This window comes from Leclercia sp. 29361 (assembly GCF_011290365.1).
Classification (GTDB): domain Bacteria; phylum Pseudomonadota; class Gammaproteobacteria; order Enterobacterales; family Enterobacteriaceae; genus Enterobacter; species Enterobacter tamurae.
Map to the genome: position 1 here is coordinate 2,181,445 of NZ_CP049786.1, position 22,290 is coordinate 2,203,734.

Sequence of the window (22,290 nt, forward strand, 5' to 3'; positions counted from 1 at the left end):
CTCCTTGTTATAATTATCGCGCGAGATGCGGGCTCATCAGACGACCCAGCGCCGCCAGCAGCGTATCCAGAATCAGGGCGAACAGGGCGGTGGCCGCCGCGCCCAGGATCAGGGTCGGGAAGTCGTTCAGGTAAATACCCGGGAAAATCAGCTCGCCATAGCTGCTGGCGCCAATCAGGAAGGCCAGCGGGGCAGTACCGACGTTAATCGCGGTAGCGATGCGGATCCCGGAGAGCATCACCGGCCAGGCATTAGGAATTTCGACCTGGCGTAGACGCTGCCATTTGGTCATCCCGATCCCGTTCGCCGCTTCCAGTAACGACCCAGGCACCGAGCACAGCCCGGCATAGGTGTTACGCACAATCGGCAGCAGCGAGGCCAGGAACAGGGCGATAATCGCCGGGGTATCGCCAATGCCAAGCACCACCATCGCCAGAGCCAGAACGGCCAGCGGTGGCAGGGTGTTACCGACGTTAAAGATCTGCATCACGTATTCGGCGATACCTCGCGCGGCCGGACGGCTCAGCAAAATACCGCTGGGGATACCGACCAGCAGAGCGAAGAACATGGACGAGAAGACTAAAATCAGATGCTGTTGCCCGAGATAGACCAGGTCAACCTGGCGCGCTTTGATCGTCTCGAGCCCAATTCCCCAGACGAGGAGGGCGACGACCACAATAATCGCGCCGACAAAAAGCAGCGAACGTTTGAATAATGGATGCATTGCGATGTGTCTCCCTGTGCGCATGCGTTATAGCAACCACCGGTTGCCTGTTGTTATGCCATGAATCGGCAGGGGTAATTGAGCTATAGCAAGCGTTTGGGAAGGGTTCCAGCGAAGCGGTAAAATCTGTAACCCTATGAAAGTGAGGGAAACCCACGGTTAAGCCTTATGGGATAAGGCCTGGTCAGGGGCAGACAGAATAGTCTTAAAGATAAATTCATTAAGTGACACCGTCACTTAATGAATGGGCGGCGGCCGTTATTTGCTAAACGCAGCGCGGACTTTTCGCACCCGTAGCGAGGTATTAATGATGGAGAAGGTGGCCACGAAAACCAACATCAGCCCCAGCGCCAGCATCGCATGAAAGTCAAACCACCTGAACAGTATCAGCCCCGCGATACCCCCGGTGATAAAGGAGAAAAGGGTGGTGAGATGGGTTTTAAGCTGGCTTCTCTGAGCTGCCGTATCTTTGGAGTAATCCCGGCGTAGCATCGCTACCACCACGGAGGCCAGCGAAATGCCTGCATCGGTTAAGGTGCCGGTTATGTGGGTGGATCTTACCCGACCGCCGGAAAGCTGGGTGGAGGTTGAATTATGGATCCCCATCAGGCCACAGAGGAAAACAATAATTTCCCGATTGGTGGTGAAGGTATGGAAAAACATCTCATACAGAGAGACGCCGGCCAGTAATAACCCTTCAATAAACAGAACCTGACAAAAAATGAGCCGCACATTATGCATGATGCCCCATAAAACAATAATTCGCGCAATGATTGCGCCCGTCACAAATGACAGAATAATGGTGGCAAAGAAAATAATATCGTTCAGATCCGTTGAGGAGACTTCGCTGGAAAATTGTGAGGTGTTGCCGGTCATATGGGAAGGAAAAAAACCGAAGGCCCCCAGCGCAATGGCATTCAGTAATCCTGCGGAGGTAGCCAGCCAGAGGGCAAGCCGACGATCCTCCTGATGCGTTCGTTCTTTCTTGAGTTTAATCAGCAAAGAATACCTCCGGTTTGAGCTTTGCCTGAATAATCAGGCTAGCAAAGACAATTCACGGGTTGTCCAGGATAGCGCTTAATTATTACGGCACCGGAGGCCTGTGTGGATTTAGTAATTAATTAAAATAACCCTGCTAAGAAAGCGATTATTAAGCATCGGGCGGGCTATGTTCACAGCATTCCATTATTCCCGTGGCGTAAAAACGCCTCGCGCTGGTTTAAGCGTTCAAACCATGCCTCTATGGCGGGAACCTGCGGCTTCTCAAACGGGGTCATCTTCCAGCGGTTCACCGACAGCCCCAGCACCACGTCGGCAAGGGTAAAGGTCTCGCCCGCCACCCACACCCCGGTGTGTTGCAGCTGCTGCTCAAGGATCATGATGTGGTGGTTCCACTCCTTAATTCCCGCCGCAATCCGCGCTGGATCGTTGAATTCCGGGTTTTTGCGCCCCAGCGCCGGGAAGACGTAGCGCCAGGCGTTGTTGAATTCCGTTGCCTGCCAGTCCATCCAGCGCTCTATATTGGCGCAGGCCTGCGGATCTGCGGGGAGCAGGTCATCGCGTCCGGTTTTGCGCACCAGATAGCGGCAGATGGCGTTGGATTCCCACAGCACAAAGTCACCGTCGATCAGCACCGGCACCATGGCGTTCGGGTTCAGCTTGCGGAAGGCGTCGGTTTCCGTCGAGGCAAAGCCGCTGCCGTAATCTTCCTGCAGATAGTCCAGACCGACTTCTTCACAGGTCCAGAGTACTTTGCGCACGTTGATGGAGGTGGTTTTGCCGAGGATTTTAAGCATGGTGCATGCGTCCTTTTTAAGAGTGTTTAAGAGCAGGTCAACCCTAAATAGGGTAGTAGTTCCTTCTGCCTTTATCGCGTTAGTCTGTTTACGACAAAAGGACCACAACAAGAAGCACGGTATGGAAATTATTTTGATGCGTCATGGAAGGCCTGCTTTTACAGGTGCTTCAAGAGTAACAAGCCTGGAGATGGCAGAGTGGATTTCACACTATAATCTCTCAGATACGGGCAGCGATATGCCTCCGCAATCCAGTCAGGCGTTAGCATCCAGCGCATTGCAGATCCTGAGCAGTCCTCTTCCCAGAGCGATTTCCTCCCTGCACGCATTAGGGCGTACACCGGATCGCATTGATGACGTCTTCAGAGAAGCTGACCTGCCCGCATTCCATATACCCGGTATTAGGTTAGCCCCCACTTTATGGGCGTCAGTTTTCCGTATTATGTGGCTGTGTGGCATCTCCCCTCATGTTGAGCCCCTGGCGACAGCTAAACAACGCGCCGTTCAGGCTGCGGATATCCTCGTAACATGTGCAAAAGCATCAAACGGCCCTGTGCTGCTTATGGGGCATGGGGTGATGAATCGGCTGATTGCAAGGGTACTCATATCGTTGGGCTGGAAAGAGCTTCGTCGGCAGGGTAAGGGTTACTGGAGCGCAGGAATCTACCACTTAGACTAAGTTAAGATTTTGATTTTTCGCGGCTATTTGCAAAGAATTTGGTAACATGAGTCTCCTGTCACCTTAGCGTGCAATCGGATTAATAAAGGAATGGTTAATGAAAGCAAGGGTGCTTTTCAGTCTCTGTTTTTTGGCAATGTCATCTCATGCCGCTGCCTATACGCAGTTCAAACCTGCGGTCTTAAATGCTGCGCTTTTGTTCCAGCATGATGCAACAACCGGCAACGTTAAACATAGCCTTCAGTGGGTCCGGGACGTTGAGGGTAAATTGCAGGTTATGACAGAAGTGAGATATGACCCCAGCGGGTGCTTTACCCACATCAATATGATCGACAGGGCCACTCCCCGGGAATTCCATCTGGTAAACAAGGATGGCGTACTGAGCTCATTCAAAGGCGAGCGTATTACTGGAAAAATCAATAAACGCTGCGAAATTACCGAGCTTGAGAATAAAAAGGGCAAGTTTTTGCTCAGCTATAATGTGCGCGGGTTGCTTGAAACGATGGTTGATAAAAGTACGGGAGAGGTTGTAGAGCGATATGAATATCAACATAGCCAGTTCCCTGTACGGGTAAGAAACTACAAAGAGCGACTGGACAAGCGGATCTTTTACCCATCCGGAAGCGCGCAATTTATTGATTCAGAAATAGTGTCAAAAGGAGAGGAGCGCACTGTCCGGGTGAAGCAGAGCTGTGCTTACACCCCAGATGGCAATGCAGATAAATGCTCACTGATAACCTCCACTGATGACGACTACCGCGGTTCTTTCTTCCTGTGGATTTCTAATCACGAAACAGAGTACTTCTGAGTTTATTAAACATGTTAAAAGTTATCGCCGAAGATTTTATCAAACCCGAGTTCGTCGACGTCGTTCTCCCTTTGTACCGCGAACTCATCGCGGCGACGAAGAAAGAACCCCTGTGTATTGCTTATGATTTGTACCGGGATGAAAAAGATCCAGGGCATTTTATTTTCATTGAAGAGTGGCCCGACCGCGCAGCACTCGATGCGCATTGTGCCAGCGAGCATTTCACTCGGCTTGTTCCTTTAATTGATCAATATGCGCGTAAAGCGGCGCAGTATATCCTGATGGATGGTCGGGTGGAGCCGGAGCGATAGTGTCGCCGTGCCAAACGCGAGGAAATTGTCAAAAAATAGGCAAGTAATATTGTTAAAATAAAATAATGACCGCAGTTTGTTGGCATATTCACAATTAACCAGATGAGAATTTTCCCGTTAAGTTGCAAAGCAAACTTTGTGGATGTAAATTACAATCTTAAATTCATTGCAATTATCAGAGGGAAAATGAAAATTCGCCTGCAATACCCCTTATATTTAGTAGCTTTATCTTCTTCACTTATGTCTGTATCAGCAAATGCAATTCCTCCTGTTAAGGCCGTAGATGTTAAATCATTTGACATTGGTGGTGTTAAAACGGGAATGAGCATTGAAGAAGCGCAAGCTGCAATGCAGAAAAACTTTGGTATAAAGCCTGCTCAAATAAGGGCATCAAAGTCGATGGAAAGTCAGACTCCAAGTATCGTTACAGGGAGTCAGCAGATTATGCACCTGGTATACGAAGATAATGGAACCCGTATGCAGGTGAATTTCCAACCCCGAGTTCCTTATAACAAATCTAATCCGATGGCTGTTTCGCAGGTCCTCTATGAAATACCTTGGACGAAAGAAAATGAAAAAAATATGGTCGAGGCTGCCTTGAATAAGTACGGGCCGGTATCAACTGGTGGTGTATTTCCTGTTTGGTGTGAAAAACCAATGCCTACCTCAGGAATGGGCTGTGAGAGCGGTACGGCAAGCCTTTCTATGGGAAACACGAAAATAGAGCTGATTGATCCTGCATGGCAGAATGCCGTCATAAATTACATGGATAAACAAAAAAAGACTAAGCCTATGTTGTAAAAAATGAATCCGGATTCATTGTGAATTTATTTTAGTGAGTAACTGAATCCGGATTTATTAAGCAACGAACCAAACATTCTTAAGTCCTTTTGGTGTCTGAACATCGCCTTGCCTGTCGTTATGAATTTTCTGATGCAGGCTGCAGTCCGCACGTCCTAAGTGACATTATTTGTCATGATCAAGAGAGAGGATGAATAAGGGCACATAATAGAAAGTGCGTGCAAAAAGCGCTAATTAATCGACTTAACTCAAATTAACGCTGATTAACCGATCCGTAGGCGTAACGTTGTATTAACGGCGGCTAAGATTAATCTTAGAATTACCGGAAATAAGAACTATTCATTAGAGATGCTGAATGTTTTGACGTAAATTTATTCGTAAAAAATTTTGTTACAAATCCTACGAATTTATTCACAACCAAGGACGTTTAGCGTATGGGGATCTTAAAACCTGGTTTATTACTGACTGCTTTTGTACTGACTGCATGTGGTGGCGGTGGTGGCGGTGGTGGCGGTAGCGACAGCACGCCCCCGGTAACCACTGCGCCTGTGCAAACGGATAACGGCAATACGGGTGCCACACCGGAAACTCCTGCCACCACACCGGAAACCCCTGCCACGGCACCGGTCAGTCTGACCACCGGGGGTACCATTTCTGGTTGGACCTACACCACCCCAGAGGGCCGTGAATACGTTATGCGCGGCACCGGGATCTCTGCGGGCCTGACGCAAACCCAACGGCTCACCCGTGACGACCATTCCCCGGTCTCCTCAACGTCATGGTGCTGCGGTCGCATGAGTTACACCACGTTTGGTACCTGGACACAGTATGAAAAAGGTCAGCATGAGGTCTTCTACACCGGGGATGCCACGCTGGCGGCTAACGTGCCAACCCAGGGAACGGCGACCTATGTGGGTTACGGTATGCGTGAAAATATCCTGAGTGATGCTCGCTTTAACATTGATTTCGCGGCGAAAACCATCAACGGTACCATTGCCGGAAATGAAGTCTTTGGTAGCGAAGTTGCGATGCAGGGCAACATTGCCAACGGTGGTTTCACCGGTAGTGCGCAATCCGGTGAGCAGGCGGGGACCTTCACCGGTCATTTCAACGGCCCCACGGCTGAAGAGTTAGGCGGTCTGGCGCAGTTTGCAGACACGACTAAAAACGCATCCTTTGGCGCGACACGTCAATAAATCGTTTTCCGGTCAGCCTGGCTGACCGGACCTTCAGATGGTAAGCCTTTCTATGAATATTTTGCGTACTGGCGCACTGAGTTTGCTGTGCCCGCTCAGCGTTGCGTTTGCTGCGCCGCCGGAAACCGACTCGATTCCTGCTGCTCCCCACTTTGAACGACTGACCACGCCGGACAAGCGCACCGTGCCTGGCGAAAAGACGCTGCATGTTACCAATGCTCAACTGGCGGAACAGCCAGAGCTGGCGATGGCGCTGCTCGATCAGGCCATTCGTGAAGAAAAATGGCCGATGGTTCGTGCCATTTTACCGGTCTATGCGGCGTCACCCAATCCGGATTCTACCCTGATTCATTTTGCAAAAGCCGGTCTGGCGCGCAGTCAGGGACATTATGCAGAGGCGATTGAACACTATCGCGCTATTCTGAGCAGTCATCCTGACTTTGCTGCGGTGCGTCTGGATTTAGCGCGTGCCATGTTTGAAAATCGTCAGTTTGACGCCGCTGATTATCAATTTCGTCGTGTATTACAAAGCAATCCGCCTGAGAATATTCAGCAGGTCATTGCACAATATCTTGAGCGCATTCAGAAAGGCAGCGCATTAACGGGTTCATTCAGCGTGAGTTATCTGAATGACAGCAATGTGAATAATGCTTCATCAGGTAAAACCATTCGGGTTGGCGATCGCCTGTTTATTCGTAATAAGGATAGTTTCCCTCAGCGCGGAGAAGGTTTCTGGTTCAATGGCGCATTACAAAAAGATGTTCAACTCTACGATCAGCATGGCTTGCGATTCCTTGGTACGGTAAACGGTAAGAGTTACTGGAATAATCATGATTTTGATGATATTACCACCCGTGCTTATGCTGGATATCAATGGCGTAATTTCCGCCAACAGTTTGCCCTGTTGCCTTTTTATGAAAAAAGATGGTATGGCACCGAGGCGTACTCTTCTGGCCCTGGCGTCCGCGGCGAATACAGTTATTTACTTACCCCTACCTGGCAGGTGAGTCAGGCGCTGGAATATCAGAAACTGGATTATGATGATGAAGATTATCGATTCTTGCGCGGACAAAATCGTTACTCTTCCACAACCCTGTCCCATGCCTTCAGTAACCGGGTGTCAGGATTTGCCGGCTTCGATCTGCTCGATCAGCAGACCTTCACTCGCAGTGAATCTAACCATCGGGTAGGTTTGCGCAGCGGGGTGCAGGTTGATATGCCCTGGCAACTCTCCTTTGCCGCCACCACGGCCATTGCCAGACGCAATTACCAGGCCGACAGTGATATCTTCTCGACACGACGGAAAGATAACGAACAGATCTATAACCTCTCGCTCTGGCATCGCGACCTTTATTTCTTTGGGGTTATGCCGAAACTGAATTTCACCTATAAACGGGTCGATAGCAATATCGATTTCTATGATTATCGACAGCGGAGTGTCACGCTTTCTCTGGATAAGAATTTTTAACAGACGTTGGCCAGCACTTTTTACTGAGTATGCAGAAAAAGTCTAATACGAAAGGGTGAAATTAACATGAAAAGCACGCTCCGGCGTGTTTTTTTATTTTATGGGTTGGTAAAAGGTAAATGTGGCTGCTAACTTTTGGAGCGGTGCCCAGGTGTTGCGTGATAATACGTAGCCCTTGCCTTGATAATGATAAATACGAAAAAAGCATGATATTTTAAATTCATCTGCGCTTTTTTGTTGCTTGCTTAGTTATTAAATTTTCGTCATCTTCTAGTCATGAATAAATGAAAAGCTCACGTTAAAACAGAGAAAAAGGGTTAGCTATGTTCAGAGTTTTCTGCTCCTCTTGCGTCATTAAACCCTTGCGTTCAGGACGATACTTATTAATGGTGAGCATGTTATTCCCGACATGGGTATATGCCGAAACCTCTACCTACGACGAACTTATTATTCAGGCGCGGGATGGCGACCGCCAGCCTTTATTGCAATACCTTGCCGTTCGCGAAAAGCAGACCCAGTTAACGGCGGGAGAGATTGCTGACTGGCTTCAGGTTTCCTCATGGGCCAATAATGACGTTGAGACGCTGGCGGTATGGGATCGTTATCGCCAAAGCATGGTCATCCCTGCCAGAGGGCAAATCGCTGCCGCCCGCGCGCTGCGTAACCAAAAGCAGTGGAATGCCTCGCTGGCCGTCTGGGAAACCGTTTTGCACGCTGAGCCTGGCAATAGTGATGCCCGCACAGGCTGGATAATGACGCTCGCAGATGCCCATCGCAACGAGCAGGCCATCACCGAAGCCCAACGCTGGGCAGACGAGGAGCCGGGGCCAGAGAGGGAGGCACTGCTGGCTTATGTTTATCATGCTCAGGGGAAAAACTGGGATTCAGTCCTGGCGGCCAGCCAAATCGATACCGATTCAGACCACAACAAAAACGTGGTGCCCACGCTGCTGGCTGCCATGTCGGCCAACCGCATTGCCGGCCCCGCGCTGACCCTTTCAGAGCGTTACCCGCAGCCTGATGCCATTACACGTCAACTTGAACTGGATGCGGCGGCGCAAACCGTCCGCGCTGCGTTCACGCCCACCCGCAATGAAGATGAACGATTCCTGGTGGCCGATAAAGCCCTGGCTCGCTATGACGCGCTGATTGCCGCGTGGGAACAACAGCCCGAGGCGCAAGGTGATGTGCGACGCGCCAGAATTGACCGGCTGGGGGCGCTGGTGATCCGTAAACGCATGGATGAGGCGATAGCCGAATTTGAATCGCTCGAGGCGAGCGGAACGCCGGTTCCTGACTACGCCAGAAGATGGGTCGCTTCTGCCTATCTTGCGCAGAAGCAGCCGGACAAAGCCGAGTCGCTGCTTGAAAGCATCTATTTTCCACGTGGCTCGACCCTGGCATCACAGCCGATGACCATGGACGATCAACAGGAACTGCTGTTTGCCCGTCTCGATAACAACCATTTCGACGAAGCGGAGCAGCAACTGGATGCCTACACCAGAGAGACCCCTTATCTGCAAAAGGTCTATGGTTCTCCCACGCCGCAGCCCAATGACAACTGGCTGCTGGCCAGAACCTTACGAACCGAATATCTGGTGGCCGTCAATAATTTGCCTGCAGCCGAGACGCATGCGGAGCAGTTGGCGCGTACAGGATCGGGTAACCAGGCACTGCGTATTGCCTATGCGTCAGTGCTGCTGGCGAGAGGATTACCTCGTGCCGCAGAGCGCGAACTTAAGCTTGCCGAAGTCCTGGAACCCAGCAACCTGGCGCTGGAAAGGCAACAAGCATGGACGGCCATGGAGCTTCAGGAGTGGCAGCAGGCCGACGAACTGACGAAGGATGTGATCACCCGCAGCCCGGATGACGCCGCCACGTTGCAGCTTGAACGACTGATGGAGGTGCATAACAAAGCTGAACTGCGGATAGCAGGGTCTCAGGGCATCTCATCCGACAGTCCGGTCAGTGGCAAAAATGATTTTACCCTCAACGCGGCGCTTTATAGCCCACCCATTAACCAAAACTGGCGACTGTTTACCGGCTACAACTTTGCCCGTGGCGATTTTGAGGAGGGGAAGGGTATAAGTCGGGACCTGCTGGCGGGCGCGGAATGGAGGTCAAGGGATAGCTGGGCCGAAATGGAGGTCTCCGGGCGCAACGATGGCAGCGATCAGAAAATCGGCGGACGCCTCTCTGGCTGGTACGATTTCAGCGACAGCTGGCGGGTCGGGGGCTCGGCGGAGCGGCTATCACGTAACACGCCGCTGCGTGCCCTGCGCAATGGGGTAAACGCCAATGGTGGCGATCTGTGGTTACGCTGGTATCAGAACGAACGACGCGAATATCAACTTTCACTTTCCGGCGCCCATTTCACCGACGGCAACGATCGACTGGAATATGGCATCAGCGGTAAAGAACGCCTCTGGACGCTGCCACGTTTTACGCTGGATTTTATCCCCGGCATCGGCGGCAGCCATAACAGCAAAGAAAATGTGCCTTATTACAACCCCAAACGTGATGTTTCGGCGGTAGCAGGGCTGCGCGCCGAACATGTGCTGTACCGCCATTACGATACGGTCTGGAAGCAGCAGTTTGAGGCGGGGGCGGGCGGATACTGGCAAAAGGGGTACAGCGCTGGGGCCATCAATCAGTTAGGTTACGGGCAACGTATTCAATGGAATAACGTAGTGGATGCCGGGGTGACACTTACCTGGGATAAGCGTCCTTACGACGGTAAGCGGGAGCGCAATATTGCCCTCGCATTTGATCTGAATGTCAGGTTTTAAGGGCGCTTGATGATGAAACGATGGCTTCTCGCCGCGAGGGTAATAGTTGGGTGGATGATGATGAGCATGTGTGCATTGGCCGCGGCACCGCGTTATCTTCCTCCCGCCGAGCGGCCGGCGCTGTATGCGGATCAGCGTTGGCCCACAAACAGCTTTCTGGTGCTGGGCTGGCATGACGTGGAGGACGGTGCCGCCGATCAGCGTTATCTGTCCGTGCGCACCAGCGCCCTGAACGACCAGTTTGCCTGGTTGCATGATAACGGCTACCACCCGATTAGCGTGCAGCAGGTGCTGGATGCCCATGCCGGAAAAATCACCTTGCCTGAAAAGGCGGTGATGCTGACCTTTGATGATGGATACAGTAGCTTCTCAACGCGCGTTCTGCCGCTGCTTCGGTTGTTCAAATGGCCTGCTCTGTGGGCACCTGTCGGCAGTTGGGTGGATGCACCGGAACATTCGCTGGTGGATTTTGGCGGACTAAAAACGCCGCGGGAAAAATTTGCCACCTGGAAGATGGTACGCGAGGCCAGCGAGTCGGGGCTCGTGGAAGTGGGGGCGCACACCTGGGCCTCCCATTACGGCCATCAGGCCAATCCGCAAGGCAGTAAGGAACCCGCAGCCGCTAACCGTTTTTACGATAAAACCAGCGGACAGTACGAAACGGATGCGCAGTTTGAAAAGCGGATGAGTGCCGACCTGTCTCGCATTACGGGCAAAATCGAAGAGGTCACCGGGAAAGCACCGCGAGCCTGGGTCTGGCCTTACGGGGCGGCGAGCGGGACCACACTGAAGATCGCGCATCAGCAGGGCTACCAGATGGCTTTCACCCTGAACCAGGGGCTGGCGAATGCCGCAAATCTGGAAGATGTTCCCCGGGTGCTGATTTCCAATAACCCTTCGCTGCGTAGCTTCGCCAGCCAGATAGCTCAGGTCAGGGAACCTGAAACCATGCGGGTTATGCATGTCGATCTCGACTATGTGTACGACAAAAACCCGACTCAACAGCGTAAAAATATCGATCTGCTCATTCAGCGGGTTTTCGATATGAAGATAACCCATGTCTTTTTACAGGCCTATGCCGATCCGAAAGGGGACGGCAACGTCAATGCGCTCTATTTCCGCAGTCGCTGGCTACCTATGCGGGCGGATCTGTTTAACTTCGTTTCCTGGCAGTTGCAGACCCGTGCCGGGGTGAAGGTTTACGCCTGGATGCCGGTCCTGGCGTTTGGGTTAGACCCCTCTGTGCCACGCGTGGCGGCGTGGTCGTCAGACACCGGACGAAGTGCGCCAGATAATCGCCAGTACTTGCGCTTATCACCCTGGAATGCGGTTGCCCGACAGAGAATCAACGACATCTACGAGGACCTGGCGCGGCATGCCAACTTCAGCGGCATTCTGTTCCATGACGACGCTTTTTTGACCGACTTTGAGGATGCCTCCCCGGATGCGCTCAAAGCCTATCGTTCAGCAGGCTTCCCGGAAGACCTTGCGCAGATCCGCGCCAACCCGCAACTGCTGGCGCGCTGGACGCGCTTTAAAAGTCGCGCCCTGATTGATTTTACCCGACAGCTCACGCAAACCGTGCGTGCGGTGCGCGGTCCACAGATCAAAACCGCCCGCAACATTTACGCCATGCCGATACTGGACCCGCAGAGCGAAACCTGGTTTGCGCAGAACCTGAATGATTTTCTCGGCACCTACGACTGGACAGCCCCGATGGCGATGCCGCTGATGGAAAATGTCCCGGTCAACGATGCCAATGCCTGGCTGGACAGACTCGTCGGGCAGGTAGCCCGTTTCCCGGGCGCGCTGGATAAAACGGTTTTTGAACTTCAGGCACGCGACTGGCGTAAGGGGGCAGGGCAGGACAGCATTAGCGGTGAAATGCTTAACGGGTGGATGCGGCAGCTCAAGCTGAGCGGTGCCAGAAACTATGGCTACTACCCGGACGATTTCATTAACGATCAACCCCGGATGGCAGAGATCCGTTCTGCTTTTTCCTCCTACTGGTATCCGCAAAAATGACCGATCGCCTCATCGCCTTCCTGATCCTTTGCCTGATGTTCAGTTTTCCGCTCGGCGTGGCGGTGATTTTTACCGGTGAAGTGATCCTTGATTTCGTCTTTTTCTGGCCGCTGTTTATGTCGGCCCTCTGGATTAGCGGTGGACTTTACTTCTGGTTTCACCGCGAGCGCCACTGGCCATGGGGGCCGGGCACACCGCCACCTGTACTCGAAGGCAATCCGCTGATTTCCATTCTTGTGCCGTGCTTTAACGAAGGGCTGAATGCCCGTGAGACTATCGAAGCGGCGCTGGCGCAACGTTATGAAAATATAGAAGTGATTGCTATTAATGACGGTTCTATCGACAGCACCGCGGCCGTGCTGGACAAGCTGGCGAGTGAATATTCGCGGCTGCGGGTGATACACCTGGCGGAAAATCAGGGTAAAGCGGTAGCTCTGCAGGCGGGTGCTGCGGCGGCACGCAGTGATTTTCTGGTGTGTATTGATGGTGATGCGCTGCTGGATAAGGATGCGGCAGTGTATATGGTCGCCCCGCTGCTCAATTACCCTCGCGTGGGGGCGGTGACCGGTAATCCGCGTATCCGTACGCGTTCAACGCTGGTGGGGCGAGTCCAGGTGGGGGAGTTTTCATCTATCATCGGCCTTATCAAGCGTACCCAGCGCGTCTATGGTCAGGTCTTTACCGTTTCCGGTGTCATTGCCGCTTATCGCCGTCGCGCCCTGGCAGAGGTGGGATACTGGAGCCCGGATATGATCACGGAAGATATTGATATCAGCTGGAAGTTACAACTGCGCCACTGGTCAATTTTCTTCGAACCTCGTGCGCTGTGTTGGATTTTGATGCCCGAGACGCTAAAAGGGCTTTGGAAGCAGCGTCTGCGTTGGGCACAGGGGGGCGCGGAGGTATTTATTGTCAATATGCGTCGCTTGTGGAGCTGGGAGTACCGACGTATGTGGCCTCTGTTTATTGAGTTTTGTATGTCAACCGCATGGGCTTTTGCCTATGCCGTCAGCATTCTGTTGTTCCTCTTCGGGCTGCTTATTCCGATGCCCGATTCTTTATATGTTCAACATCTTTTCCCACCGGCTTTTACTGGCCTGATGCTGGGCGTGGTCTGTCTGTTGCAGTTCGCGGTCAGTCTGATTATTGAAAGACGCTACGAGAAAGGTATTGCGGCGTCTCTGTTCTGGATTATCTGGTTTCCGGTGGTGTACTGGATGTTGAGCCTGTTCACTACGCTTGTGGCTTTCCCGAAAGTCATGCTGCGCCGCAAACGCAGCAGAGCTCGTTGGGTGAGTCCCGATCGCGGTATTGGGAGATTAAAACCATGATCCAACCTTTAATTTTTACTGAACAACGGCTGTTTCCACGCGCGCTGGATGCCCTGTTAACGATCGTGGCCTGGCTGGGGTTTAGCTGGCTGATTTACAATGGTCTGATAACCGCAATTGAACATGATCCTTTTATAGGGACCAGGCCGTTCTACACCACGCTCAGTACGCTGAGTATCTACCTGCTGGTGGCCTGTCTTATCAGTCTGGCGCTGATCGGCTGGGCAAAATACAACCAGCTGCGCTTTCGTATTGAACGGCGTAAGCGTCGGCCAGAACTTGAGCGCCATGAAGTTGCGGCAAGTTTCAATATCACCCCCGAACTGGCGCTAATGATGAGTCAGGCCAAGATCTTTACCCTCGCGCATTACGAGACGGGGGCAATTGACCGCGTGTGGATGGCAAAAATCCTCGCTGACGTGCAGCGCGAGTAACGAAAAACCTGCCGGTAATGCTGGATGTTTGCTGGCAGGTTTTTAAGGATTGCCTGCGGCTCGCTGAATACAGGGGGGCATGCATACAGGTTCCGGAACGCGATAAGGAATTCGAATCTGATGAAATTATGCACACATGAAAGGCATCTTTCAGGATGCGGGTAAAAATTACCGCGCAAGCAAAACCAGCCAGTCTGGGTTCTCAATTTTACGGGACCAGGGCAGCATCTCACGGTTAATCAGCGCCAGGCATTCTGACTCTTTCATCCTTACTGCTTCGCTTGTGCCCGGGCCCTCCCATTCATCGTAGAGATGCCAGTAAAGCGATTTCAGGGTATCGATCACCGCCGTGAAAATCTTTACGTCAGGTTCAAGCCAGTAACACACCAGAAAATACATTTTCTGTTCTACCTCATGGATGGACGTGCACTGGGAAAGTTGACGCATAAATAGCTTGAGCCAGACCAGTGCCGCTGTTTTGAGCGGGGGCAGATCTATCCGCTGCTCTGACAAGTACCGTGACAAATACAATTCAACCTCGGCCCGTTCAGGTTGATTATCAAGCGCCAGTGAAGCGAGGATTAACAGCGTCTGTGAATCATTTCCTGCGGTGATTTGATCTTCAGCCCATGCAACGATCAGGCAGTCCAGGTCATTGCGGAGAAAGGGATATTTCCGTGCAAAAACAAGCAGTCCGAGCAGGTCATTGAGTGTGTATAGCGATAGCATCTGAACTTCCCTTTTATGTCGTGTTTACATGAACCCTGGCTCATAACGTAATGTCTCAATAATCATCGAGAGTGCCGGCAGGAGCTGACGCTCGCTGGAATAAAATATATGGAACCCCTGACGCGGCGGACACCAGGCCTCAAGCACTACCTGAAGACGGCCATTTTCCAGCCCCGGGCGGGCAAGTATCTCCGGTACATAAGCCAGGCCATATCCCGCCAGCGCGGCGTCGAGGGCGGCATACACCGTGTTGAAGATCAGAGGACCATCGACACGGCAGGCCTGAACGCCGTCTCCCTTTTTCAGTTCCCAGGGGCTGATCCCCTCCTTCATAGAGTATCGGGTGTTGATGCAGGCGTGCCGGACTAAATCCTCGGGCGTGAGCGGGAGATCTTTTCCGGAGAGATAATCCGGGGAGGCGACAATCACGTTTCGCCAGTCGGGTGATATGCGGACTGACGCCATATTTTTGCCGAGCCTGTCGCCCGGCCTGATACCGGCGTCAAAACGGTCAGCAACAATATCCGTCAGGGCCGGATCGTTGGATACCTCCAGCTGTACGTCAGGATAGTGACGCAAGGCAGGAGAAAGGCGCGGCCAGACGAAGGTATTCCAGGCAAAATCCGACGCCGTTATCCGCACGGTACCGGCGATTTTGCTCCCCAGCTCGCTCAGGGAGGCCAGTTCATCGGCAATTACATCGAAGCGGGGTGACACCCGCTCCAGCAGGCGCAGCCCTGCCTCCGTAGGAGAGACGCTGCGCGTGGTGCGGATCAGCAGCCGTAGCCCCAGCCGCGCCTCAAGATTGCGGATGGTGTGGCTTAACGCCGACTGAGAAACGCCCAGTTCAGCGGCCGCCCGGGTAAAACTGCGTTCCCGGGCGATAGTGATAAACGCCACGATATCCCTGAAGATTTCACCTGACATATTCCGCCTCGTTTATGCGTTAAAAGCCCCGTCAGGGCTGCTGCTCATGGAACCGCAACGCCTCAACCATCAGCGTCATCGCCCGGGAATGCTGGCGTCGGTTAGGGTAGTAGAGATGCAGGCCCGGCCAGAGCGGGCACCAGGCTTCGAGTACCGACACCAGCTCGCCTGAATCCAGCCAGGGCTGAACCATATCCTGTGGCAGGTAGGCCAGACCCAGGCCCGCTTTTGCGGCCTCGAGAATGTCGTAGGCGTTATTACAGATGACGGGGCCGCCGATCCTGACGGCGAACTCACGCTGATCCTCGGTAAACTCCCAGTCATAGAGGCCGCCGTAGGTGGAGGTGCGCAGCCGGATGCACCTGTGTTGAGTGAGATCCTCAGGCCGCTCGGGTAGGGGAAAGCGCGTGAAATAATCTGCCGAACCGACAACCGTATTCTTCACGTCCGGGCTGATTCGCACCGAGATCATATCCTGCGCCAGCTCCATGCCAAATCTGACCCCGGCGTCATAGCCTCTCGCGGCAATATCGACGCTGGCATACTCGCTGATCAGCTCAACGGTGATGTCCGGATACTGCTGCAAAAAAGGGGTGAGTTTAGGCCACAACACCTGGCGGATGGCGTAGTCAATGGCGGTGATGCGCAGGGTGCCGGTTGGCTTGTCCCGCAGGTCGTTCAGGGATTCCAGCTCCTTCTCGATGTATGCAAATTCCGGCACGATCCTGTCCACCAGGTGTTGACCCGCCATCGTCAGGGTGACCCGGCGCGTGCTGCGCAGCAACACGCGCACGCCAAGCCGCTCCTCCAGACCGCGGATGCTGGCACTCAGGGCGGGCTGGGTGACGCCCAGTTGTGCCGCTGCCCGGGTAAAACTCCCGGTCTGCGCTATCGCGATAAGTGCTAATAGATCGCTGAAACCCTCTCGAGCCATGTCTTCCTCACTAAGAAGCGATAAAGGGGATAAGTGGGGCTTAAAAAGATTAATGAATTCTGTTTATAAATGCAAGAAACAGGCAGGGCTGGTCGGGGTTGATGACGTTATGTATATTTACCTCCAGGCAAATGCGGATAGCCGGGAAAATATCTCCGGGCGTGATTGGGGAAATAGTCTAACTGTATTAAGTTGATTCTGGTGAATATTATTATTCACGCCATAGCTTTGTTGTAATTAACCCTAAAACACTTCAATCAAACTGATAATAATATCGGTCGGGAGGCCTCATGTCTTTATCTAAGGTTTCATTATTATTGGCATCAATACTTATTGCCAATACGGCACTCTCTGCACAAACAGAGCCAACGACCGTTGCGGAAGGTATTAATGTCATGAACGCGCAAAAAGTCTCATTTCAGAACGGCACCATCAACATGGCGGCCAATCTCTACCTGCCACCCAATTTCGATAGCGCGAAAAAATACCCGGCGATTGTGGTTTCCCATCCCTGGGGCGGAGTAAAAGAGCAGACGTCGGGTCTGTACGCACAACAGCTGGCGAAACGCGGCTTCATCACCCTGGCCTATGACGCCTCTCACTACGGTGAAAGCGGAGGCTTACCGCGTGACCTCGAAAACCCGGCCGACCGGGTGCAGGATATCCGCAGCGCGATTGGCTATCTGAGCACTCTCCCGCAGGTTGATGCCGCCCGCATCGGAACCCTGGGGATCTGTGCTGGCGGGGGCTATACCCTCCACGAAGCGCAAACCGATCTGCGGGTTAAAGCGGTTGCCGGGGTGGTGACTTATGATATCGGGGATGCCACCCGTAACGGTATTGAGGGATCGCCGGTCTCTGCTGACGACAGGGTGAAATTACTGCAAAGCGTCGATGCCCAGTTAAATAAAGAGGCCGCCGGTGCTCCGCTGCGGGTTGAACAACTGCTCCCGGCGCGGGATAGCGTTAATGCCAGCACGCCTGACTTTGTGCGCGAAGCGACGGAGTATTATCTCACCCCACGCGGCGCGCATCCGAATGCCCGCAACCGGTATGTGGTGACCAGCCCGGGGCTACATATGGCGTATTATCCGCTCGAGCATATGGCGGATATTTCTCCCCGGCCGGTATTATTAATTGCCGGAGAAAAAGCGGAAACCCGTAAATTTAGTCAGCAGGCTTATGATAATGCCAAACAGCCGAAGGAGTTGACGATTATTCCTGGCGCATCGCATTTTGATTTATATGACAAACCGCAGTTCGTTAATCCGGCGGTAGAGAAACTCGCTGCGTTCTTCAGTAAAAATCTTTAATAACACGCTTCGTCTTCAATCAGGAAATTATTTATGACTTATTCTCTCGAAAATAAAATTGCCTTAGTGACCGGTGCAGCTTCGGGTATTGGCCTTGCCACCGCAAAAGCCTACGCTGCGGCGGGCGCCTCCGTGATGCTGGCGGATATCAATACAGAGGCGGTGAAGCAGGCCGCTGAGTCGCTGGTGGCTTCGGGCTACACCGCCAGAGCGGTGACCTGCAATGCGGCGGATCTGGATGACGTCGCGGCGATGGTGGCGGAGACTGTCGCCACCTTTGGCCGTCTCGATATCGCCTTCAACAACGCCGGTATTCAGAATGTGCTGGCGGAGATCGCCGATGCCACCGCAGAGGATTTCGACCGCGTCACGGCGGTAAACCTGCGCGGGGTCTGGGGCTGCATGAAGTATGAACTGCAGCAGATGCGTAACCAGGGGAGCGGCGTTATCGTGAACTGCTCTTCGATCGGCGGGATTGTGGGCGGGGCACAACGCGCTAACTACCATGCCGCCAAGCATGGGGTGCTGGGCCTGACAAAAAGTGCTGCGCTTGAATATGCCGCGCGCAATATTCGCGTCAACGCCGTCTGCCCGGGGCTGATCTGGACCCCGATGGTTGACGCCATGGTTGCCGCTGGTCAAAAAGAGGCGCTGGAGGCGATGGTGCAGGGCGTGCCCATGCAGCGTCATGGCAAGGCGGAGGAGATTGCTGACGTGGTGCTTTGGCTCTCCAGTGACGCATCATCCTACGTCACAGGCCAGTCCATCTCTATTGATGGCGGCCTGACCATGCGTTAATCCCTCATCTGGCCAGATGCCAGCGGCGGCCTCTGGCCTTTTCAAACTTAAGAAAGTCTTACTATTTAAGCAGTGATTAATTCATTTATTATATTTATTCCGATAGCAGCAATTTTTTGCGTTTCAAACCGTCATGAGGGATAAAAATGGACAAAAATTTCACGCCAGAACAAATCGACATGATAAACCGTATCGTCTTTGCACACCTTGACCAGATGAAACAGAAAACGGCTGAAATTGTTGAAGAAACAGAAAGAGCAGCACACCAGCAGCTCCAGGACAGCGGGATTGATATAACAGATTTCTCTCCTGCTAATCAGAGTTTTTTGATGGTGACGCTCATCCAGAACCTGATAGATCGCGTTCATGGCGGCGATATGGCCGTTGCCCAACAGTTAATAACGATGGAAGCCAAAAGGCTTAACGTCAGCGTAAACGTTGAGGCTGATCAGTCGAGAAGTTAGGTCCCGTTTTATGCGCAGCTACAGGGTGCTTTCTGCCTGACAGGCGCATGGACCTTCACCGGAAACGCTAACGCAGTTTTGCCACCCATTCTTCGCAAAAATCCAGATAGGCCCGCACAAGGGCTGAAGGATGTTTATGACGGGCGTAAACAAGGTGCAATGGCAGGACTTGTTTGGCTGTTTCGGGCAAAAGCGCTATCAGCTCACCGTTCTCCAGCCAGGGCCTGGCTAATAAATCGGGGAGCTGTGTGACGCCCATACCACTCAGTGCGTAATGTATTAATCCCTGGACATTATTAGTGGAAAAGAAGGGTTCGTATTTTACTTTTTCCGTTCCTGACCCCCATTCAAAAGAACTCTGATTCAGGCTTTCCCAGGCAGCAACAGGAAGTCGGCCCATTTCAGCCAGTGACGTTGGCGTACCATGTCGGGCCAATAATGAGGGACTTGCCACGAATAAAACTTCCACTGTCATGACAGGTTTAGCAATTACATCATCCGTATTTAAGTTGCCCATTCTTAGCGCAACATCGACGCCATCTTCAAACAAATCAACGACTCTTTCGCTTGAATGACAAAAGACATTGATATCCGGATAGCGCTGCTGAAATTCGATCAGTAAATCCCACCAGATAGAGAAATTAGGGGGCACGGACAGACGTAACTTACCCTGTAAGTTGTGGGCTGAGGTTACCGACTTTTGTGCATCCTCCAGCAATTCGATACCCAGACGAGCCTGTTCAAAGAACTGTTGTCCTTTATGGGTTGGCCTAACACCCTGTCGTGAGCGTTCCAGGAGTTGAACGTTCAAGGCCTGCTCAAGCTCATTAATTTTTCGACTTAACGTGGAGATGGGGACCCCTGTTTTGTCACTCGCCGCAGATAAACTTCCGGCATTCATCACCGCGATGAACAATTTCGTTGCATTAAAATCCATTGTTCTTTCCATTTTTGGGAATGATGTTCCTATTTTTGATGATTCCATTCCATTTTTCAAAGGGTAAAATTCTCCAGTCTGATTTTCTCCAGGATTTAAAAATGAATAACCGCGTCACTAACATCTTAAACATTCGCTATCCACTCATTCAGGCACCCTTGTATTTCCTGACCAATGCGGAACTGGTTGCTGCGGTGTCAAACGCGGGTGGGCTGGGCACGCTGGGTCCTCACGCCGGGCAAGAAAGTCAGCCAGGCTCGCGCTTTGTGGCGCTGGATCGTATGCGGAAGGAGATCCGAAAAGTTAAAAAACTGACGAATAAACCCTTTGCTGCGACCCTGATTAACGGTCCGGATATGAGTTTCTGGCGGCCCACTGCTGAGATGCTGGTCGAAGAAGGCGTAGAGGTAGTGCTTATCAATGAAGTGCTGGATGCAGAGATATTTGAATTCTTTAAAAGCCACGGCATAAAAACCCTTTATCGCGCTCTGACGCCCACTATCGCTAATTCAAAAGAAGCAGAAAAATTAGGAGCCGACATCATCGTCGCCACAGGTTTTGACGAAGGTGGGACCGTACCGAGCCGGGTGATTGGCACATTCAGCATCGTTCCCATGATAGTTGATAGCGTGAACGTGCCGGTCATCGCAGCGGGTGGAATAGGTGATGTGCGCGGCGTGCGTGCCGCAATGGCTCTGGGGGCTGAAGGGGTCTATGCGGGCACTCTTTTTTTGACTGCGCTTGAAAACCCAGCGGCTGAAAAAGTTAAACGTCTGATTGTCGACTCCACGGCAGAGGATTTGCTGTTGTTCCGCACACTGCCAGCCTATTACCGTAGCTTGCCCACCGATTTGAGTCCAAAGCTGGCAGAGTTAGATGCTCAGAACACGGATCGTGAAACCATGTTTAAGGCCATGAATGGCTATCACTCGCTGTGGCAGGCGATGAGGCTGGGGAATTTTGATCGGGGTGTTGTGTCAACCGGCACAGGTATTTCCGTCATCAAATCCATTCGTCCGGCGGCAGAGATTGTTTCAGACCTGATGCAGGACTTTTTATAACAAAAATAGCTTCAATGAATTGATTGGGAAAAAGTAACTCGGTAACATCCACGCTTTCGGATAAAGAAAATGTCGGTTACCGATTCACTTCTCGCTTTCTCTCTCGCGGCACTCTTGCTTACTCTCACCCCTGGCCTGGATACGGCACTCATTCTTCGAACCGCCTGTGCTGAAGGGGGTAAAAAGGCTTTTCAGGCTGCGCTTGGAATTGATGCTGGTTGTTTCGTCTGGGGAGCGCTTGTCGCGCTCGGTCTCGGCGCTCTGATGGCGGTTTCAACGCTCGCTTATACAGTACTGAAAATCTGCGGGGCGGCTTACCTTTGCTGGCTGGGCGTGCAATTACTGATGCGCCCCCGAACCTCTTTCAGTCAGAACGCGGATGACACGACTGCGCACGGGAACTGGTTTGTCAAAGGGATGCTCGGCAACGTACTCAATCCCAAGATGGGCATTTTTTATGTGTCGTTTCTACCTCAGTTTATCCCCGCCGGGCATTCACCGGTCCTCTGGACATTTATCCTCGTCGGCATTCATGTCCTGATCGGCACCCTATGGTCAATCACGCTAATCATCTCCACGCACTTTGCATCCGCTATCCTGAAAAGACCCCGTGTTATCAGCGCCATGGATCGTGCAACCGGGGGACTCTTTTTATGCTTTGCCGCTAAACTGGCGTTCAGTAACCGATAACGGGCTTTAGAGTCGTAGGCCGGGCAAGCGAAGCGCCCCCGGCACCCGAGTGTTTGCTTAACTTAAGAAAAAGCT

Annotated in this window: 22 protein-coding genes; 15 read left to right on the forward strand and 7 right to left on the reverse strand. The window is 52.4% G+C overall.

The window, feature by feature from the left end; genetic code table 11:
* Positions 1–13: 13 nt before the first annotated feature.
* From osmY to G7090_RS10430, 3 genes are all read right to left on the reverse strand, one after another.
* Positions 14–724, reverse strand: coding sequence for an osmoprotectant ABC transporter permease OsmY (gene osmY, locus G7090_RS10420; protein ID WP_106993783.1), 711 nt, complete (start codon positions 722–724; stop codon positions 14–16).
* Positions 725–982: 258 nt separating this feature from the next.
* Positions 983–1,726 (reverse strand): YoaK family protein, encoded by a 744-nt coding sequence (locus tag G7090_RS10425; protein ID WP_166182338.1) that lies wholly within the window; start codon positions 1,724–1,726, stop codon positions 983–985.
* Between the two features lie 170 nt (positions 1,727–1,896).
* On the reverse strand, positions 1,897–2,520 hold the full coding sequence (locus G7090_RS10430; RefSeq protein WP_166182339.1) for a glutathione S-transferase family protein: 624 nt from the start codon (positions 2,518–2,520) through the stop codon (positions 1,897–1,899).
* Positions 2,521–2,641: 121 nt separating this feature from the next.
* On the opposite strand from G7090_RS10430, the gene G7090_RS10435 reads away from it, so the two are divergent.
* The 10 genes from G7090_RS10435 to pgaD all read left to right on the forward strand — a co-directional run bounded on the left by G7090_RS10435 (position 2,642) and on the right by pgaD (position 14,362).
* Entirely contained in the window at positions 2,642–3,199 is a 558-nt protein-coding gene (locus tag G7090_RS10435; RefSeq protein ID WP_242685368.1) for a histidine phosphatase family protein, read from the forward strand.
* A gap of 97 nt (positions 3,200–3,296) precedes the next feature.
* Positions 3,297–4,007 carry a YnfC family lipoprotein gene (locus G7090_RS10440; RefSeq protein ID WP_166182340.1) on the forward strand — a complete coding sequence of 237 codons (711 nt, stop codon included), beginning with the start codon at positions 3,297–3,299 and terminating at the stop codon, positions 4,005–4,007.
* A gap of 11 nt (positions 4,008–4,018) precedes the next feature.
* Complete coding sequence (locus tag G7090_RS10445; RefSeq protein ID WP_106993787.1) at positions 4,019–4,318, forward strand: putative quinol monooxygenase; 300 nt, start codon at positions 4,019–4,021, stop codon at positions 4,316–4,318.
* A gap of 186 nt (positions 4,319–4,504) precedes the next feature.
* Positions 4,505–5,119 carry a hypothetical protein gene (locus G7090_RS10450; protein ID WP_207630108.1) on the forward strand — a complete coding sequence of 205 codons (615 nt, stop codon included), beginning with the start codon at positions 4,505–4,507 and terminating at the stop codon, positions 5,117–5,119.
* A 434-nt stretch (positions 5,120–5,553) separates the two neighbouring features.
* A complete protein-coding gene (locus G7090_RS10455; RefSeq protein ID WP_166182341.1) occupies positions 5,554–6,315 on the forward strand; it encodes a Slam-dependent surface lipoprotein in 762 nt (253 codons plus the stop codon).
* Positions 6,316–6,367: 52 nt separating this feature from the next.
* A complete protein-coding gene (locus tag G7090_RS10460; RefSeq protein ID WP_166182342.1) occupies positions 6,368–7,783 on the forward strand; it encodes a surface lipoprotein assembly modifier in 1,416 nt (471 codons plus the stop codon).
* A gap of 323 nt (positions 7,784–8,106) precedes the next feature.
* On the forward strand, positions 8,107–10,572 hold the full coding sequence (gene pgaA / locus G7090_RS10465) for a poly-beta-1,6 N-acetyl-D-glucosamine export porin PgaA (RefSeq protein ID WP_166182343.1): 2,466 nt from the start codon (positions 8,107–8,109) through the stop codon (positions 10,570–10,572).
* A 9-nt stretch (positions 10,573–10,581) separates the two neighbouring features.
* A complete protein-coding gene (gene pgaB, locus G7090_RS10470; RefSeq protein ID WP_166182344.1) occupies positions 10,582–12,597 on the forward strand; it encodes a poly-beta-1,6-N-acetyl-D-glucosamine N-deacetylase PgaB in 2,016 nt (671 codons plus the stop codon).
* Positions 12,594–13,928, forward strand: coding sequence for a poly-beta-1,6-N-acetyl-D-glucosamine synthase (gene pgaC, locus G7090_RS10475; RefSeq protein WP_106993793.1), 1,335 nt, complete (start codon positions 12,594–12,596; stop codon positions 13,926–13,928). The genes pgaB and pgaC overlap by 4 nt, the downstream gene beginning before the upstream one ends.
* Positions 13,925–14,362 (forward strand): poly-beta-1,6-N-acetyl-D-glucosamine biosynthesis protein PgaD, encoded by a 438-nt coding sequence (gene pgaD, locus G7090_RS10480; protein WP_166182345.1) that lies wholly within the window; start codon positions 13,925–13,927, stop codon positions 14,360–14,362. The genes pgaC and pgaD overlap by 4 nt, the downstream gene beginning before the upstream one ends.
* 168 nt (positions 14,363–14,530) lie before the next feature.
* On the opposite strand, the gene G7090_RS10485 is transcribed toward pgaD, so the two are convergent.
* From G7090_RS10485 to G7090_RS10495, 3 genes are read right to left on the reverse strand one after another with little or no spacing between them, the layout of a single operon-like run.
* Positions 14,531–15,091: a hypothetical protein gene (locus tag G7090_RS10485; protein ID WP_166182346.1), complete on the reverse strand. Its 561-nt coding sequence runs from the start codon at positions 15,089–15,091 to the stop codon at positions 14,531–14,533.
* Between the two features lie 24 nt (positions 15,092–15,115).
* On the reverse strand, positions 15,116–16,018 hold the full coding sequence (locus G7090_RS10490) for a LysR family transcriptional regulator (RefSeq protein WP_166182347.1): 903 nt from the start codon (positions 16,016–16,018) through the stop codon (positions 15,116–15,118).
* 31 nt (positions 16,019–16,049) lie between these two features.
* The gene (locus tag G7090_RS10495) at positions 16,050–16,952 is read right to left on the reverse strand and encodes a LysR family transcriptional regulator (RefSeq protein ID WP_166182348.1); all 903 of its coding nucleotides are present in this window, start codon (positions 16,950–16,952) and stop codon (positions 16,050–16,052) included.
* A gap of 395 nt (positions 16,953–17,347) precedes the next feature.
* Here G7090_RS10495 and G7090_RS10500 point away from each other — a divergent pair, with 395 nt between their 5' ends.
* The 3 genes from G7090_RS10500 (at position 17,348) to G7090_RS10510 (ending at position 19,527) form a co-directional block, all read left to right on the forward strand.
* Complete coding sequence (locus tag G7090_RS10500; RefSeq protein ID WP_207630109.1) at positions 17,348–18,265, forward strand: alpha/beta hydrolase; 918 nt, start codon at positions 17,348–17,350, stop codon at positions 18,263–18,265.
* Between the two features lie 33 nt (positions 18,266–18,298).
* Positions 18,299–19,063 (forward strand): SDR family NAD(P)-dependent oxidoreductase, encoded by a 765-nt coding sequence (locus tag G7090_RS10505; protein ID WP_166182350.1) that lies wholly within the window; start codon positions 18,299–18,301, stop codon positions 19,061–19,063.
* A 146-nt stretch (positions 19,064–19,209) separates the two neighbouring features.
* Positions 19,210–19,527 carry a nitroreductase gene (locus G7090_RS10510; protein WP_166182351.1) on the forward strand — a complete coding sequence of 106 codons (318 nt, stop codon included), beginning with the start codon at positions 19,210–19,212 and terminating at the stop codon, positions 19,525–19,527.
* Positions 19,528–19,594: 67 nt separating this feature from the next.
* Here the strand turns inward: G7090_RS10510 and G7090_RS10515 are convergent, their stop codons facing one another.
* A complete protein-coding gene (locus tag G7090_RS10515; RefSeq protein WP_242685370.1) occupies positions 19,595–20,524 on the reverse strand; it encodes a LysR family transcriptional regulator in 930 nt (309 codons plus the stop codon).
* Positions 20,525–20,565: 41 nt separating this feature from the next.
* Between G7090_RS10515 and G7090_RS10520 the strand changes: the two genes are divergently transcribed.
* Both G7090_RS10520 and G7090_RS10525 read left to right on the forward strand, forming a co-directional pair.
* Positions 20,566–21,525, forward strand: coding sequence for a nitronate monooxygenase family protein (locus tag G7090_RS10520; protein ID WP_166182352.1), 960 nt, complete (start codon positions 20,566–20,568; stop codon positions 21,523–21,525).
* A gap of 69 nt (positions 21,526–21,594) precedes the next feature.
* Positions 21,595–22,215: a LysE family translocator gene (locus tag G7090_RS10525; RefSeq protein ID WP_166182353.1), complete on the forward strand. Its 621-nt coding sequence runs from the start codon at positions 21,595–21,597 to the stop codon at positions 22,213–22,215.
* Positions 22,216–22,290 lie beyond the last annotated feature (75 nt).

What these genes read in the sequence shown, in the direction of transcription:
- osmY (WP_106993783.1), bottom strand. Translation starts at nt 724, where the DNA reads ATGCATCCATTATTCAAACGTTCGCTGCTTTTTGTCGGCGCGATTATT.
- G7090_RS10430 (WP_166182339.1), bottom strand. Translation starts at nt 2,520, where the DNA reads ATGCTTAAAATCCTCGGCAAAACCACCTCCATCAACGTGCGCAAAGTA.
- G7090_RS10435 (WP_242685368.1), top strand. Translation starts at nt 2,642, where the DNA reads ATGGAAATTATTTTGATGCGTCATGGAAGGCCTGCTTTTACAGGTGCT.
- G7090_RS10440 (WP_166182340.1), top strand. Translation starts at nt 3,297, where the DNA reads ATGAAAGCAAGGGTGCTTTTCAGTCTCTGTTTTTTGGCAATGTCATCT.
- G7090_RS10445 (WP_106993787.1), top strand. Translation starts at nt 4,019, where the DNA reads ATGTTAAAAGTTATCGCCGAAGATTTTATCAAACCCGAGTTCGTCGAC.
- G7090_RS10450 (WP_207630108.1), top strand. Translation starts at nt 4,505, where the DNA reads ATGAAAATTCGCCTGCAATACCCCTTATATTTAGTAGCTTTATCTTCT.
- G7090_RS10455 (WP_166182341.1), top strand. Translation starts at nt 5,554, where the DNA reads ATGGGGATCTTAAAACCTGGTTTATTACTGACTGCTTTTGTACTGACT.
- G7090_RS10460 (WP_166182342.1), top strand. Translation starts at nt 6,368, where the DNA reads ATGAATATTTTGCGTACTGGCGCACTGAGTTTGCTGTGCCCGCTCAGC.
- pgaA (WP_166182343.1), top strand. Translation starts at nt 8,107, where the DNA reads ATGTTCAGAGTTTTCTGCTCCTCTTGCGTCATTAAACCCTTGCGTTCA.
- pgaB (WP_166182344.1), top strand. Translation starts at nt 10,582, where the DNA reads ATGATGAAACGATGGCTTCTCGCCGCGAGGGTAATAGTTGGGTGGATG.
- pgaC (WP_106993793.1), top strand. Translation starts at nt 12,594, where the DNA reads ATGACCGATCGCCTCATCGCCTTCCTGATCCTTTGCCTGATGTTCAGT.
- pgaD (WP_166182345.1), top strand. Translation starts at nt 13,925, where the DNA reads ATGATCCAACCTTTAATTTTTACTGAACAACGGCTGTTTCCACGCGCG.
- G7090_RS10485 (WP_166182346.1), bottom strand. Translation starts at nt 15,091, where the DNA reads ATGCTATCGCTATACACACTCAATGACCTGCTCGGACTGCTTGTTTTT.
- G7090_RS10490 (WP_166182347.1), bottom strand. Translation starts at nt 16,018, where the DNA reads ATGTCAGGTGAAATCTTCAGGGATATCGTGGCGTTTATCACTATCGCC.
- G7090_RS10495 (WP_166182348.1), bottom strand. Translation starts at nt 16,952, where the DNA reads ATGGCTCGAGAGGGTTTCAGCGATCTATTAGCACTTATCGCGATAGCG.
- G7090_RS10500 (WP_207630109.1), top strand. Translation starts at nt 17,348, where the DNA reads ATGAACGCGCAAAAAGTCTCATTTCAGAACGGCACCATCAACATGGCG.
- G7090_RS10505 (WP_166182350.1), top strand. Translation starts at nt 18,299, where the DNA reads ATGACTTATTCTCTCGAAAATAAAATTGCCTTAGTGACCGGTGCAGCT.
- G7090_RS10510 (WP_166182351.1), top strand. Translation starts at nt 19,210, where the DNA reads ATGGACAAAAATTTCACGCCAGAACAAATCGACATGATAAACCGTATC.
- G7090_RS10520 (WP_166182352.1), top strand. Translation starts at nt 20,566, where the DNA reads ATGAATAACCGCGTCACTAACATCTTAAACATTCGCTATCCACTCATT.
- G7090_RS10525 (WP_166182353.1), top strand. Translation starts at nt 21,595, where the DNA reads ATGTCGGTTACCGATTCACTTCTCGCTTTCTCTCTCGCGGCACTCTTG.